Genomic DNA, 15,291 nt, shown 5'->3' on the forward strand with positions numbered 1-15,291 from the left:
CAAAGGGAGTGGGCCAGATGAGTAAAGGTAGAATAATAGTCGTCGGTGGTGGCTTAGCGGGCCTAATGGCTACGATCAAAGCTGCAGAAACTGGCGTTCATGTAGATTTATTTTCTTTAGTTCCTGTTAAGCGCTCTCATTCCGTTTGTGCTCAGGGCGGAATTAACGGAGCAGTTAACACGAAAGGGGAAGGCGATTCTCCTTGGGAGCATTTCGATGATACTGTATACGGCGGGGACTTCCTTGCGAATCAGCCTCCTGTAAAAGCAATGTGCGAAGCTGCACCTTCCATTATCCATTTGCTTGACCGCATGGGAGTTATGTTCAACCGTACTCCAGAGGGTCTTCTTGACTTCCGCCGCTTTGGAGGAACACAGCATCACCGTACAGCATTTGCCGGCGCAACAACTGGCCAGCAGCTGCTATATGCGCTTGATGAGCAGGTTCGACGCTATGAGGTTGCTGGATTAGTAACGAAGTATGAAGGCTGGGAATTCCTTGGTGCTGTCATCGATGATGATGGAGTCTGCCGCGGAATTACCGGACAAGACTTAACAACAATGGAAATGAAATCATTCCGCTCGGATGCAGTTATTATGGCAACAGGCGGACCAGGAATCATTTTCGGAAAATCAACGAACTCTGTCATCAACACGGGGTCAGCTGCTTCAATCGTCTATCAGCAAGGTGTTCATTATGCAAATGGAGAATTTATTCAAATTCATCCAACGGCTATTCCCGGAGACGATAAGCTCCGCCTGATGAGTGAGTCAGCACGCGGGGAAGGCGGACGTGTCTGGACGTATAAAGACGGTAAGCCTTGGTATTTCCTTGAGGAAAAATATCCTGCATACGGAAACCTTGTGCCTCGTGATATTGCAACACGCGAAATTTTTGACGTGTGTGTTTCACAAAAGCTTGGAATCAATGGAGAGAACATGGTTTACCTTGATCTTTCTCATAAAGATCCGAAAGAGCTTGATATCAAACTTGGCGGAATCATTGAAATCTATGAAAAATTCATGGGTGATGATCCCCGCAAGCTTCCAATGAAAATTTTCCCGGCTGTTCATTATTCTATGGGCGGACTATGGGTTGATTATGATCAAATGACGAATATCCCTGGATTATTTGCTGCAGGCGAGTGTGATTACTCGATGCATGGAGCTAACCGATTAGGTGCCAACTCATTATTGTCTGCTATTTACGGCGGTATGGTTGCCGGACCAAAAGCAGTTGAATATGTGAGCGGTCTTGAAGTATCCGCTGAAGATCTCTCTTCTTCATTATTTGACGGTCATGTGAAGCAGGAAGAAGAAAAATTGCAAAATATCATGAACTTAAATGGCACTGAAAATGCTTATGTCCTTCATAAAGAGCTTGGCGAATGGATGACTGACAATGTAACGGTTGTCCGATACAACGATAAGCTTCTTAAAACAGATGAAAAAATTCAAGAGCTTCTTGAAAGATATGACAATATCAACATCAATGATACTGCGAAATGGAGCAACCAGGGTGCGACGTTTACGCGTCAATTGCAAAACATGCTTCAAATGTCACGTGTTGTGACAATTGGTGCCTATAACCGCAATGAAAGCCGCGGTGCTCATTACAAACCGGACTTCCCTGAACGTAATGACGAAGAATTCCTAAAAACGACAATGGCCACATTTGCCGGTCAAAAAGCTGCTCCTAAGTTCCACTATGAAGAAGTGGATGTAAGCTTAATTGAACCGCGTAAACGCGACTATTCGAAGAAGAAAAAGGGGGAATAAAAAATGAACAGTGAAAAGAAAGTAGTTCGTTTTATTATTACTCGCCAAGACCAGCCCGGAGCAGCCCCTTATGATGAAACGTTTGAGATTCCTTATCGTCCAAATATGAACGTGATTTCTGCTTTAATGGAGATCAGACGAAATCCAGTTAACTCACAAGGGAAAGAAACAACTCCGATTACTTGGGATATGAACTGTCTCGAAGAGGTGTGCGGAGCATGTTCTATGGTGATTAACGGCAAGCCGCGGCAGTCTTGTACAGCCCTTGTTGACCAGCTCGAGCAGCCAATTCGCCTCCAGCCGATGAGAACATTTCCTGTTGTCCGCGACCTTCAGGTTGACCGCAGCAGAATGTTTGATTCCCTGAAAAAAGTAAAGGCCTGGATTCCAATTGATGGCACCTATGACTTAGGCCCTGGCCCGCGTATGCCTGAGAAAAAACGTCAGTGGGCATATGAATTATCAAAATGCATGACTTGCGGTGTCTGCTTAGAGGCTTGTCCGAATGTAAACAGCAATTCAGATTTCATCGGCCCTGCTCCGCTTTCACAAGTCCGCTTGTTTAATGCTCACCCAACTGGAGCATTAAATAAAGCAGAACGTCTGGAATCCATTATGGGAGACGGAGGTCTTGCCAACTGCGGAAACTCTCAGAACTGTGTGCAGTCATGTCCTAAAGGCATTCCTTTAACAACTTCAATTGCTGCACTCAACAGAGATACAACGTTCCAGGCATTCCGTAATTTCTTCGGAAGCGATCAGGTTTAAAACACAGATATCCATTTTGAAATCATTTATTAAGAAAACACCTCTTCCTTTCGATGAAGAGGTGTTTTTTCACTTAAAGCAGAAATGAGGAAACAATCATGAAACAAATCTCTTACATAGAGCTGCCTTTTCAGGAATGGAAAGATTCTTTTTCTTTTTACTTACCGATAAAAGTGCGTTTTTCCGAAACAGATATGTTTGGACATATGAACAATACGGCGCCAATTTCATATTTTGAAGAAGCGCGGATTGAGTTCCTTAAGCACGCAGGAATTATGGAAAACTGGCTGAAAAAAGACGGGGAGCTGATTCCTGTCGTTGCAGATATTCATTGTGATTACGTGAAACAGGTCTTTTTTGATGAGAAAATCCGCCTTTATGTAAAAGTGGCATCTATCGGAAATTCATCGATGGATCTGCATTATTGTGCTGTGAATGAAAAAAATGAAGTTTGCTTTACAGGACGAGGCACCGTTGTGCAAATATCTAAATACAATGGAAAAAGTGTACCCTTTCTGGAAGTGGAGAAAAAGATCCTTACTCAGTCTGCCATATTTGCCACTTGAAAAATAGACACGGAATTTCTTGCTTTCATCTAAGATTCCTGTCACCGCCATTACAGTGTGCACATACTATATGTTGACTAATCTTATACCCATTCGTTAGATCGGCTCGCACCTAGCAAGGAGGGTTACAATTCTTGAAAGAGAAAGAGTTTCAATCAAAGCCATTACTCACGAAAAGAGAGAGAGAAGTATTCGAATTATTAGTTCAAGACAAAACAACGAAAGAAATAGCGGGCGAGCTCTTTATTAGTGAAAAGACAGTTCGGAACCATATTTCCAATGCGATGCAAAAGCTTGGTGTTAAGGGGAGATCACAAGCTGTTGTTGAGCTCCTTCGTATGGGTGAACTTGAGCTCTAATACGTACCGGCTGACCTTGATTTTAAGGGTAGCCGGTTATTATTTCTGTGCAGAAAAAGCGGGGCTGCGCTAATCTGACTATGCTTTTTCTTATTTTTCATATCGGTCAGCTAAAATATGAAACTTGCAATTTTTCATAAAAACATAGAAAATAGATATGATACGCACATTCCTACTGTTAAGTTTCATTCTGTGCGGTCAGATTGAATGAGTGAGGGTTGCTGATGACAGTTCATAATGATGTATTAAGTGATAAAATGGTAGCTGATATGGAGAAATCCCTAAGGCATATTTCTGTTATGGTCAAACAGAAGGGCAGGGAGATTCTTAATCAATTTCCGATTACACCGCCTCAATTCGTAGCGCTGCAATGGCTTTCAGAACATGGCGACATGACAGTCGGTGAATTATCTAATAAAATGTACCTTGCATGCAGCACCACAACAGATCTTGTTGACCGAATGGAGAAAAACAAACTGGTAGTAAGGATTAAAGACCCAAATGACCGAAGAGTTGTGAGGGTGCATCTTCTTGAAGAAGGGCAGCGCATCATTGAAGAAGTTATACAAAAGCGTCAACAATACTTAAAGAATGTAATCAAAAATTATGATATGCAGGAAATTATCCAGCTTGAAAGCTCATTAATGAAATTACATCTAGAAATGAGAGAAGAATGAGGCGATTTTTTGAACAGAGCAATTGGCGTCATTGATTCCGGTGTCGGCGGACTGACCGTTGCACGCGAAATCATGAGGCAGTTACCAAACGAAGACATCATCTACTTAGGTGATACGGCAAGATGTCCATATGGACCGAGACCGCAGGAAGAGGTGCGCTCATTTACTTGGCAAATGACGAATTATCTCTTATCAAATCATCATATAAAAATGCTTGTGATAGCCTGCAATACGGCAACAGCGATCGCTTTGCAGGAAATCCAGGAAGAACTTGATATCCCCGTAGTAGGGGTCGTTTTCCCTGGGGCCAGAACAGCGATTAAAGTCACCAGAAATAATCATATCGGTGTAATCGGAACTGTTAATACAGTTGCAAGCCGTGCATATGAGAAGGCTCTTAAAACGATTAAGAAGACAGTTGAAGTTGAGAGCTTGGCATGTCCGGCATTCGTGCCGCTTGTAGAAAGCGGAGATTACGAAAATGATTATGCCGTATCCATCGTACGGGAATCTCTTTTTCCTTTAAAAGATCAGCCGATTGATACGCTGATCCTGGGATGTACACATTATCCAGTCTTAAAGACGTTAATTGAGGATTATATGGGTCCCAAGGTGAAAATTATCAGCTCGGGTGATGAAACAGCCCGTGAAGTCAGTACAATCCTGTCTTATAAAGATGCTTTAAATGAGACACAGGAAGAGAATCATCATTTATTTTTAACGACAGGATCACAGGAGCTTTTTCAGAGAATTGCTTCTCAATTGTTTGAGCAGCCAGTTGAAAATGTTAAATCCATTACCCTATAAAAAAGAGGAGCCGATCGCGGTTCCTCTTTTTTTCGTTCCGGCTATTGTGAAGTGACCGCGGATACAGCAGCTCTCTGATTGTCAGCTGATCTTTTCTGCTAAGCTCACTATTAGCTGGTCCTGCTTTTATTGCCCTGAATAACTCTTATGTAAGGCAGCCGAGGGAGATGGCCGTATAGCGGATAGCTAATAAACTCCTCAAAATGACTGTAAGAAACAGGATAACGGCTTCACTAATTGACGATCAAGCATAATCCGAAATATGAAGCCGGTCCTCTTTTACTTGGATGAACGATTTTTGCCTGTACAAAAATACTTTTCAAAATCGGTCTAATTCAATAAACAGCTCGTATACATAGTAGTACAAACTGCCTTAGGAGGGAATTGTATGTCTCAAAATAGAAACATGAAGATTGCTGCTACTGTTGTAACATCGACGCTGCTCTTGTCAGGATGCGGATTATTCGGCGGGGAAAAAGCAAAGGAAATTGATCCTCCGCAAGATGTTTCATATGTTGAAGATGCAGATAAAGGGAATGAAGAAACTTTAAAAGAAGAAAAAACAACAGCAGAAGGTGAAAAAGGTGAAGAGTCGGCTCAAACCTATTCTAGGCAGTTATATTTGATTGACAGCAACGGGCTTGTTGTCGCCCAGACATTTGATTTGCCTAAGGAAGAAGGCGTAGCCAAGCAAGTGCTTGAATACCTTGTAGAGGGCGGGCCTGTCAGCAATATCCTTCCTGATGGCTTCAGAGCCGTTATCCCGCAGGATACTCAAGTGGGTGTGAATGTTAAAGATGGTACAGCCATCGTAGATTTCTCTAAGGAGTTTAAAAACTATCAAGCTGAAGATGAATTGAAAATTCTTCAATCGATTACATGGACATTGACTCAGTTCGATTCTGTGAAAACAGTCAAAATTATGATTAACGGTCATGAACAAAATGAAATGCCTGTCGGAGGCACTCCGATCAGCAGCGAGCTGAGCCGAGCTGACGGCATTAATCTTGATACAGCGGGCGTAATGGATATTACGGATACAAAACCTCTGACGGTTTACTATACAGCTCAGCATAATGATCAGACCTACTATGTACCTGTTACAACACGAATCAGCAATGACGAAGAGGATCCAATTGCAGCAGTGGTGAAAAAATTAACTGAGGAACCTTCCATCTCACGTGCATTGTTAACCGATTTGGAGCAGGATGTGAAGCTGCTTGAAGAGCCTAAGCTTGAAGATGGCACTGTAACTCTTAATTTTAACGAATCTATCTATGGAAGTGCAGATGGAGAGGAAAAAATGGTTTCGACACATGTTCTGAATTCTCTTGTTTTATCACTGACAGAACAGCCTGGAATCGAAAATGTCGTTTTGACCGTTGATGGGAAAGCCGAGCTTGTTAATGAAGAAGGCAAAAAGATCACAGAACCTGTCTCCCGTCCAGTCAAAGTGAACACAGGTAGTTTTTAATCGCTGATTTTTGATATACTATATAGAGAAACTAAGAGGTGGTCATAAGCGCTGCCTCTTCTTTATCGTTTATACATAAGACAAAAGCTTAGGTCAGCAATAGGATTGATCGGAGGAATATGATGAGACATGATGGACGCAAACAAGATGAATTAAGACGAGTTGAAATTCTGACAGATTATGTGAAGCACCCTGAGGGTTCAGTGTTAATCAGTGTTGGTGATACAAAGGTGATCTGCAATGCAAGCATTGAAGATCGCGTGCCTCCATTTATGCGGGGAGAAGGTAAGGGATGGATCACAGCGGAATATTCAATGCTGCCGCGTGCTACTGAACAGAGGACGATCAGAGAATCGTCCAAAGGTAAAATTACTGGCCGTACAATGGAAATTCAGCGCTTGATCGGACGAGCTCTGCGGGCGGTTGTTGATCTTGAAAAGTTAGGGGAACGCACAATCTGGATTGATTGTGATGTGATACAGGCAGATGGCGGGACCCGCACAGCTTCCATCACCGGAGCTTTTGTCGCTATGACAATAGCACTTGGAAAGCTGATGTCTCAAAAAAAATTAAGCACGCTGCCAATCACGGATTTCCTGGCTGCGACATCAGTCGGAATGGATTCAAAGCTTGGAGAGATCTTAGATTTAAACTATATTGAGGATTCATCTGCAGAAGTGGATATGAATGTCATCATGACTTCTTCCGGAAAATTCGTTGAGCTTCAGGGAACTGGAGAAGAAGCGACTTTTTCAAGAGAAGAACTGAATGAATTGCTTGATTTAGCTGAAAAAGGAATAAACTCGTTAATTTCTATTCAAATGGAGGCCCTTGGAGATTTAGCTCTAAAAATCATCGATCAAAAAGATGGAAAGGGATGAATCATTATGAAGGAAGTTATTATTGCAACGAAAAATGCAGGCAAATTAATTGAATTTCAATCAATCTTATCTCAGTATGATCTAAAGGCCATTTCATTACTGGACCTTGAAGATTCGCCAGAAGTTGAAGAAACTGGTTCAACGTTTGAGGAAAATGCCGTTTTAAAAGCGGAGGCAATTTCAAAGCTTTACGGAAAAATGGCCATTGCGGATGATTCCGGACTATCAGTAGATTATCTTGGCGGTGAACCTGGGGTTTATTCAGCACGCTATGCAGGAGCTGAGAAAAGTGATGCAGCCAATATCGAAAAAGTGCTTCAGCAGCTGAAGGGTGTTTCAAAGGAAGAACGGAATGCAAGATTCCGGTGTGCTCTGGCACTTTCTGAACCTGGCCGTGAAACCGTCACAGTAGAAGGTTCAGTTGAGGGCTATATTACAGAGGAGCCTATTGGCGGGAATGGATTCGGATACGATCCCATTTTCTTAGTGAAAGATAAAGCAAAAACGATGGCGCAATTAACAAAGGATGAGAAAAATAAAATCAGCCATCGCGCAGTTGCGCTGCAAAAGCTTGCAAAACTGCTTAAAGCCTGACGATGGGGAGTTTTAAACGTGAAAGTTTTAATTATCAGTGACAGCCATGGCTTAACGGATGAGCTTCAGGAGATCAGAAAACGCCATGAAGGGGAAACAGAAGCGATGTTTCATTGCGGGGATTCTGAACTTGAGGCAGATCATCCTGCCATGCAGGGGTATGCTTCTGTACGCGGAAACTGTGATTTTGAAGCAAGGTTTGCAAATGAAGTCATTGAAGATGTGGAAGGATATCGATTTTTTGTCGCTCATGGCCATATGCACAATGTAAAGTCGACTCTTATAAATTTGAAGTACAGTGCTGTTCTGCATGGCGCGAAGATTGTCTGTTTTGGTCACTCGCATTTGGCGGGAGCGGAATATGTCGATCATATCCTCTTCATTAACCCTGGCAGTATTAGACTTCCGCGGATGCGAACTGAAAAAACATATGTTATATTAGAAATACAAAATCATTCTGCACAAGTTACCTTTTTTGAGATGGACGGATCTCCTGTATCCGGCCTCTCACAAAGGTTTGAGCTGGCTTCATCATGAAAGAGGGATTTTCCCCCCTCTTTCATAAAATTTTAGAAAAAGTTATTGACTTTTAATCTGATGGAGCATATAATAAAAAATGTCGCTGATACGTAATCAACGATGTTAACAAAAAACATGTCCCAGTAGCTCAGTGGATAGAGCAACGGCCTTCTAAGCCGTTGGTCGGGAGTTCGAATCTCTCCTGGGACGCCATACTTTATACATACAACTTCTTTCGGGTTTATCGAAAGAAGTTTTTTTGTTGATTTTAAAAACCTAATCGATCAAAAAAAGTTTGTTATATTCAGGCAGGCTGAAAATCGCTTTTCATATCCTTTTTTTTCTAACAAATTTCATTCTGGGTATGATAAAAAATTCTATAAAAAATAAGTTCAAAACATTTTTTTCTCCCCTATTTACCCCTTATAAAATCAGCCAAAACCTTGTCAGACAATCTCACAGAAAAAAACTTTAAAAAAACTTCAAAAAATTGAATTTCCTTTTATGACAGGCATGTAAGCGTATACAAATTCACAAACAAATCGAAATTATCTAACAATTCGAAAAAAGACTGTTGACACCGCTATTTAATGGGCGTAATATAGGCTCAAATATAAGTTACATGAACATGTGAGGTTCATTTAAAAGAGTCCATAACAATCGTTATACGGATTTTTTTTACACACTAGAATTCAACTGATTAACGCGTTTAGACTTTAAAAGAAAGGTGTGCTCTTTATGGGTGACCAATGGATTTTTCTGAATAACGAATTTGTAAAAAAAGAAGATGCGAAAATTTCGGTGTATGATCACGGATTCCTTTACGGAGATGGTATTTTCGAAGGAATCAGAGTATACAGCGGCAACATCTTCAGATTAAATGAGCACATGAAGAGATTATATGAGTCAGCGAAATCCATTTTACTCAACATGCCTTATACGCAAGAGGAAATGACGGATTTAACGGTAAAGACCGTTGAGAAAAACGGTTTAGATGACGCTTATATCAGACTTGTTGTCTCAAGAGGAGTCGGTGATCTTGGGCTTGATCCATATAAATGCAAGCAAGCAAATGTTGTCATTATTGTAGAGCCGCTGTCAATCTTCCCTAAACATCTGTATGAAACAGGAATTGATATTGTGACAGTTCCTACAAGGCGGAATAGACCGGACGTCTTAAGTCCTAAAGTAAAATCATTGAACTACCTGAACAACGTGCTTGTAAAAATTGAAGCACATCTCGCAAATGTAAGCGAAGCGCTGATGCTGAATGATCAAGGCTACGTCGCAGAAGGATCTGCTGATAATGTCTTTATCTATAAAAACAAAAAACTTCTTACTCCCCCTGGTTACTTGGGAGCACTTGAAGGAGTCACCCGAAATGTCATCATCGAAATAGCTGAAGAACTTGGCTACGATGTACGTGAGGAACCTTTCACAAGACATGATGTTTATACAGCTGATGAAGTTTTCCTGACTGGAACTGCCGCTGAAGTCATTGCTGTTGTAAAGGTAGACGGCAGGGAAATTGGTGATGGACAGCCTGGAGAGCATACGAATCGTCTGCTCGAGTGTTTCAGAGAAAAAGTAATCTCAGATGGTGTAAAAGTAAAAGGAAGCAGTTCAAGCCTGAGTGTAAGCTAATAAAAACATAAAAAACAATAATTTAAAACGCTGAAGAGGATAAGTAGCTTAGAAAACAAGGATCTAAAGAGAGCTGGTGGAGCTGAGAACCGGTGGTCCCTTTTTAAGTGAACTCGCCTCTGAGTGCTGATTTGAAATTTAGTAGAATCAGCCGGGTGTCTTTTACACAGCACTCGTTATTAAAAGAAAGCCATGAGCTTTCATAAGGTGGTCTAATGCAGACCATGAACAAGGGTGGTACCGCGAAAAGTGTTTTCAAACCTTCTCGCCCCTTTGACTCACATTACACGTGGGCAATATTGGGGCGAGGAGGTTTTTTATTTTGAAATAATCAGATAAAAAATAAGGCTTTAGGTGATAGCGGGAAAAAAGGAGGCAATAATCAATGAGTATGAAGGTACAATTGGATGCAAAGTCTGCCAAGTGTACGAAAACGATGTCCGGGGCCATGATGATGATTGAAGCTTTAAAACAGGAGAAAGTAGAGGTGATTTTCGGATATCCGGGAGGGGCTGTTCTTCCAATCTATGACAAACTCTATAACTCTGGCATGTATCACATTTTAACAAGGCATGAGCAAGGTGGAATTCATGCAGCTGAGGGCTATGCGAGAGTTTCAGGCAAACCTGGAGTCGTCATTGCAACCTCAGGGCCAGGCGCAACAAACCTGATTACAGGACTTACGGATGCTATGATTGATTCCCTGCCGCTGGTTGTATTTACAGGTCAGGTTGCATCTTCCGTCATTGGAACAGATGCTTTCCAGGAAGCGGATGTACTTGGTATCACAATGCCGATTACTAAGCATAATTATCAAGTCCGGGATGTAAATGATTTCCCGCGCATCATCAAAGAAGCTTTTCATATCGCAACAACAGGAAGACCTGGTCCGGTACTCATCGATGTTCCAAAGGATATCGCAGTAGCGGAAGGGATTTTCAACTATGATACTCCCGTTCATCTTCCGGGATACCAGCCAAAAACTGAACCGAATTATCTTCAGATCAGAAAGCTTGTCGAAGCAGTCAGCAGTGCTAAAAAGCCGGTCATTTTAGCCGGAGCAGGAGTGCTTCATGCTAAAGGAAGCGAGCAGCTGAAAGAATACGCCGAACAGCAGCACATACCAGTCGTAAACACACTGCTGGGTCTGGGAAGTTTTCCTGCAGATCATCCGCTCTTTCTTGGAATGGCCGGAATGCACGGAACATATACCGCAAATATGGCGTTATATGAATGTGATTTATTAATCAGTGTCGGTGCACGTTTTGATGACAGGGTAACAGGGAACTTAAATCATTTTGCCAAAAGTGCAACGATTGCCCATATTGATATCGATCCTGCTGAAATCGGCAAAGTGGTTGAAACCAAAATTCCGGTTGTTGGCGATGCAAAACTTGTTCTTGAAAATCTCATTCATCAAAACGGCAAACGAAGCCAGCATGATGATTGGTATGCAGCCTTACAGAATAATAAAAAGTCCTTGCCATTATGGTACAAAAAATCAGATGAAGAGCTAAAACCTCAGCATATGATTGAACTCATTCATGAATGGACAAAGGGAGAGGCGATTATTACAACAGATGTCGGTCAGCACCAAATGTGGGCAGCGCAGTACTACCGCCTGCAGCAGCCTAATCGCTGGGTTACATCAGGGGGGCTCGGCACAATGGGATTCGGTTTGCCTGCAGCAATTGGAGCCCAGCTTGCTGAAAAGGATGCTAATGTCATCGCGATCCTTGGAGACGGCGGTTTTCAAATGACACTTCAGGAACTATCTGTTATCTACGAACTTAATTTGCCGGTTAAAGTGATTTTACTGAACAACGGAGTGCTTGGAATGGTCAGACAGTGGCAGGAAATCTTCTATGAAGAAAGATATTCGCAATCTGTTTTTCAATCGCAGCCTGATTTCGTGAAATTAGCGGAAGCATACGGCATGAAAGGACTGAAGATTCAGACTGAAGAAGACTTTCCGGCTTTCAAACAGGCTCTTTTATCAAATGAACCTGTTCTGATTAATGTAAATGTAAGCCAGATGGAAAATGTATACCCGATGATTGCTCCAGGAAAAGGATTACATGAAATGGTGGGTGTTAAACCGTGAAGCGAATTCTTACGCTGACAGTCAACAATCGCTCAGGGGTCCTTAATCGGATTACCGGTTTATTTACAAAAAGACATTACAATATCGAAAGCATCACAGTCGGGCATGCAGAAATTGAAGGCATCTCAAGAATGACCTTTGTCATTCACGTTGAAGACGAAAAAGAAGTTGAACAGATTACAAAACAGCTGAATAAACAGATTGATGTTTTAAAAGTACAGGATATTACGAATCAATCAATTGTCGCCAGAGAGCTCGCCCTCATAAAAGTCATTGCACCTCCATCGACCAGAATGGAAGTTCAGGGTGTAATCGAGCCTTTTAGAGCAACAGTTATTGATATAAGCCGTGACAGCGTAGTTGTTCAGGTTACAGGCGAAGCAGAAAAAATTGAAGCAATCATTGATCTTTTAAGACCTTATGGAATCAAAGAAATTGCCAGAACCGGCACAACCGCTTTCCCAAGAGGAACACAGCGTTCTGCAAATAGCGCAAAAACATATTCAATCGTATAACTAATTGACATTAAAAGGAGAGAATGGACATGGTAAAAGTATATTATAACGGTGATGTTAAAGAGGAAGTATTAGCAGGTAAAAAGGTTGCGGTGATCGGTTACGGATCACAGGGTCATGCTCATGCACTGAACTTGAAGGACAGCGGAATTGATGTAGTAGTCGGCGTTCGCAAAGGAAATTCATTTAACAAGGCAGCTTCAGACGGAGTAGAGGTTACAACGGTTAAAGAAGCAGCAGCTCAAGCAGATGTTGTGATGGTGCTCTTGCCTGACGAACAGCAGCAAAAAGTATATGAAGCAGAAATCAAAGACCAGCTGCAGCCTGGAAATGCATTGGTATTTGCACACGGATTTAACGTTCACTTTAATCAGATTGTTCCTCCAGAATTTGTAGACGTATTTTTAGTTGCTCCTAAAGGCCCTGGACATCTTGTCAGAAGAACGTTTGAGGACGGTGCCGGTGTTCCTGCATTATTCGCAGTCCATCAGGATGTCACAGGTGAGGCAAAAGATCTTGCATTAGCCTATGCAAAAGCAATCGGAGGAGCTCGTGCAGGAGTGCTTGAAACTACCTTTAAAGAAGAGACGGAAACAGACCTTTTCGGTGAGCAGGCGGTTTTATGCGGAGGATTAACATCTCTTGTAAAAGCTGGATTTGAAACATTAGTGGAAGCGGGATACCAGCCAGAGCTTGCATACTTTGAGTGTCTGCACGAGCTGAAGCTGATTGTTGACCTTATGTATGAAGATGGAATGGCGGGAATGAGATATTCAATTTCAGATACAGCACAATGGGGAGACTTCGTATCTGGACCAAGAGTTGTAGATGAAAGAGTAAAAGAATCAATGAAAGAAGTCTTGCATGATATTCAATCAGGTAAATTTGCTAAAGACTGGATCATTGAAAACCAAGTCAATCGCCCTCAGTTCAACGCAATCAACAATCGTGAAAATGAACATCAAATTGAGGTAGTGGGGAGAAAGCTTCGTGAAATGATGCCATTTGTTAAGCCGAAACGGAAAGAAGTGGTCGGAAGTGCGAAAAATTAACCTATTTGATACAACTCTAAGAGATGGCGAACAATCTGCCGGAGTCAATTTAAATGCAAAAGAAAAACTGCAGATTGCCTTTCAGCTTGAACGCCTTGGTGTTGATATTATGGAGGCCGGGTTTCCGGCTTCCTCAAAAGGAGATTTTTTAGCTGTACAGGAGATTGCAAGAAGCATTAAAAATTGTTCTGTTACAGGACTTGCAAGATCATTGAAAACGGATATCGATGCAGCATGGGAGGCACTGAAGGATGGTGCAAACCCGAGACTTCACGTATTCCTTGCGACATCGCCCATTCATATGCAATATAAATTAAAGCAATCTCCGGAGCAGGTAATTGAAACAGCCGTTGAATCCGTTAAATATGCATCGAAGTTCTTTCCGCTTATTCAATGGTCTGCAGAAGATGCATGCAGAAGCGAGCTTCCATTTTTGGCAAAAATCGTTGAAGAAGTGATTGCAGCTGGTGCAAATGTGATTAATATTCCGGATACGGTGGGCTACATTAACCCGAAAGAATATGGAGAGATTTTTCAGTATTTAAAATCAAATGTTAAGGGCATTGAGAACGTCATTTTATCAGCACATTGCCATGATGATCTTGGAATGGCTGTTGCGAATTCTTTGGCAGCCATTGAAAATGGAGCAGGGCAAATTGAAGGTACTATTAATGGAATAGGTGAGCGTGCAGGAAATGCATCACTTGAGGAAATCGGCGTTGCCCTCCATATTCGCTCAGATTACTTTGGTGTAAAAACCAATATGAAGCTGGATGAAATCAAGAAAACAAGCGATTTAGTAAGCAAGCTGACAGGTATGATGATTCCGCCGAATAAAGCTGTAGTCGGAAAAAACGCCTTTGCCCATGAATCAGGTATTCACCAGGATGGTGTACTAAAGGAAAAAACGACGTACGAAATTATTTCTCCGGAGCTTGTAGGAGTCGGCACAAATTCAATGGTTCTTGGAAAGCATTCAGGACGTCACGCATTTAAAAGCAAGCTGATCGAGCTTGGCTTCAATGTAACAGAAGAAGAATCTCATAAAATCTTTAAAACGTTCAAAACGCTGTCTGAGAAAAAGAAAGAATTCACAGACGAAGATATTGCCGCACTTGTAATAGAGGAAAAAGTTGAAAGAAGCGAGGATATGTTTGAACTTGTATCCCTGCAGGTCCAGTACGGAACAACCCAGGTGCCGACTGCTACAGTTACTTTGAAAAACCAGGAGCAGCAGCTTGTACAGGAAGCAGCTACTGGCGGAGGCAGTGTAGAAGCCATCTATAATACTCTTGAAAGGTGCACAGGTTTTTCTATTAAACTTCAGGACTATCGGATTCAATCAAACAGCAGCGGCCGGGATGCATTTGCTCAAGTTTTTGTAAAAGTCATGGTCGGAGGCGTTGAATCAAGCGGCAGGGGAATGGCGCAAGATGTTCTTGAAGCCTCTGCGAAAGCCTATTTGAACGCTGTCAATCGAATTCTCATTTTAAAGGCTCAGGCCCAGGAAAGTCTAAAAGCTACTGTTTAATAAAATTATGAAGGAGGCAGAG

General features: G+C 41.9%; 15 protein-coding genes, 1 tRNA gene and 1 other annotated feature. All 16 genes read left to right on the forward strand.

What is annotated here, in order from left to right; genetic code table 11:
- Positions 1-17: 17 nt before the first annotated feature.
- Positions 18-1,778, forward strand: a complete 1,761-nt coding sequence (gene sdhA, locus QFZ72_RS08510; protein ID WP_307431868.1) for a succinate dehydrogenase flavoprotein subunit — start codon at positions 18-20, stop codon at positions 1,776-1,778.
- Between the two features lie 3 nt (positions 1,779-1,781).
- Positions 1,782-2,546, forward strand: a complete 765-nt coding sequence (sdhB, locus tag QFZ72_RS08515; RefSeq protein ID WP_070876370.1) for a succinate dehydrogenase iron-sulfur subunit — start codon at positions 1,782-1,784, stop codon at positions 2,544-2,546.
- 98 nt (positions 2,547-2,644) lie between these two features.
- Positions 2,645-3,112 carry an acyl-CoA thioesterase gene (locus QFZ72_RS08520; RefSeq protein WP_307431871.1) on the forward strand — a complete coding sequence of 156 codons (468 nt, stop codon included), beginning with the start codon at positions 2,645-2,647 and terminating at the stop codon, positions 3,110-3,112.
- A 134-nt stretch (positions 3,113-3,246) separates the two neighbouring features.
- Positions 3,247-3,471: a spore germination transcription factor GerE gene (gerE, locus tag QFZ72_RS08525; protein WP_029279253.1), complete on the forward strand. Its 225-nt coding sequence runs from the start codon at positions 3,247-3,249 to the stop codon at positions 3,469-3,471.
- Positions 3,472-3,695: 224 nt separating this feature from the next.
- Positions 3,696-4,148: a MarR family winged helix-turn-helix transcriptional regulator gene (locus tag QFZ72_RS08530; RefSeq protein WP_223437064.1), complete on the forward strand. Its 453-nt coding sequence runs from the start codon at positions 3,696-3,698 to the stop codon at positions 4,146-4,148.
- Between the two features lie 9 nt (positions 4,149-4,157).
- Complete coding sequence (gene racE, locus QFZ72_RS08535; RefSeq protein ID WP_307431874.1) at positions 4,158-4,955, forward strand: glutamate racemase; 798 nt, start codon at positions 4,158-4,160, stop codon at positions 4,953-4,955.
- A gap of 388 nt (positions 4,956-5,343) precedes the next feature.
- The gene (locus QFZ72_RS08540; protein ID WP_373464452.1) at positions 5,344-6,429 is read left to right on the forward strand and encodes a GerMN domain-containing protein; all 1,086 of its coding nucleotides are present in this window, start codon (positions 5,344-5,346) and stop codon (positions 6,427-6,429) included.
- Positions 6,430-6,551: 122 nt separating this feature from the next.
- Complete coding sequence (gene rph, locus QFZ72_RS08545; RefSeq protein WP_307431877.1) at positions 6,552-7,310, forward strand: ribonuclease PH; 759 nt, start codon at positions 6,552-6,554, stop codon at positions 7,308-7,310.
- 6 nt (positions 7,311-7,316) lie between these two features.
- On the forward strand, positions 7,317-7,904 hold the full coding sequence (locus QFZ72_RS08550) for an XTP/dITP diphosphatase (RefSeq protein WP_307431879.1): 588 nt from the start codon (positions 7,317-7,319) through the stop codon (positions 7,902-7,904).
- An 18-nt stretch (positions 7,905-7,922) separates the two neighbouring features.
- Positions 7,923-8,441: a metallophosphoesterase family protein gene (locus QFZ72_RS08555; protein ID WP_307431882.1), complete on the forward strand. Its 519-nt coding sequence runs from the start codon at positions 7,923-7,925 to the stop codon at positions 8,439-8,441.
- Between the two features lie 119 nt (positions 8,442-8,560).
- Positions 8,561-8,636, forward strand: a tRNA-Arg gene (locus QFZ72_RS08560).
- 525 nt (positions 8,637-9,161) lie between these two features.
- On the forward strand, positions 9,162-10,067 hold the full coding sequence (gene ilvE, locus QFZ72_RS08565; protein ID WP_307431885.1) for a branched-chain-amino-acid transaminase: 906 nt from the start codon (positions 9,162-9,164) through the stop codon (positions 10,065-10,067).
- A gap of 21 nt (positions 10,068-10,088) precedes the next feature.
- Positions 10,089-10,343: a binding site (T-box leader), on the forward strand.
- A gap of 109 nt (positions 10,344-10,452) precedes the next feature.
- Positions 10,453-12,171, forward strand: a complete 1,719-nt coding sequence (gene ilvB / locus QFZ72_RS08570; protein ID WP_307431888.1) for an acetolactate synthase large subunit — start codon at positions 10,453-10,455, stop codon at positions 12,169-12,171.
- Positions 12,168-12,686 (forward strand): acetolactate synthase small subunit, encoded by a 519-nt coding sequence (gene ilvN / locus QFZ72_RS08575; RefSeq protein ID WP_307431891.1) that lies wholly within the window; start codon positions 12,168-12,170, stop codon positions 12,684-12,686. Before ilvB ends, ilvN begins: the two co-directional genes overlap by 4 nt.
- A 29-nt stretch (positions 12,687-12,715) precedes the next feature.
- Positions 12,716-13,738, forward strand: a complete 1,023-nt coding sequence (gene ilvC / locus QFZ72_RS08580; RefSeq protein ID WP_307431892.1) for a ketol-acid reductoisomerase — start codon at positions 12,716-12,718, stop codon at positions 13,736-13,738.
- On the forward strand, positions 13,725-15,269 hold the full coding sequence (locus tag QFZ72_RS08585) for a 2-isopropylmalate synthase (RefSeq protein WP_307431895.1): 1,545 nt from the start codon (positions 13,725-13,727) through the stop codon (positions 15,267-15,269). The genes ilvC and QFZ72_RS08585 overlap by 14 nt, the downstream gene beginning before the upstream one ends.
- Positions 15,270-15,291 lie beyond the last annotated feature (22 nt).

The sequence above is a fragment of the Bacillus sp. V2I10 genome, assembly GCF_030817055.1.
Lineage (GTDB): Bacteria > Bacillota > Bacilli > Bacillales > Bacillaceae > Bacillus_P.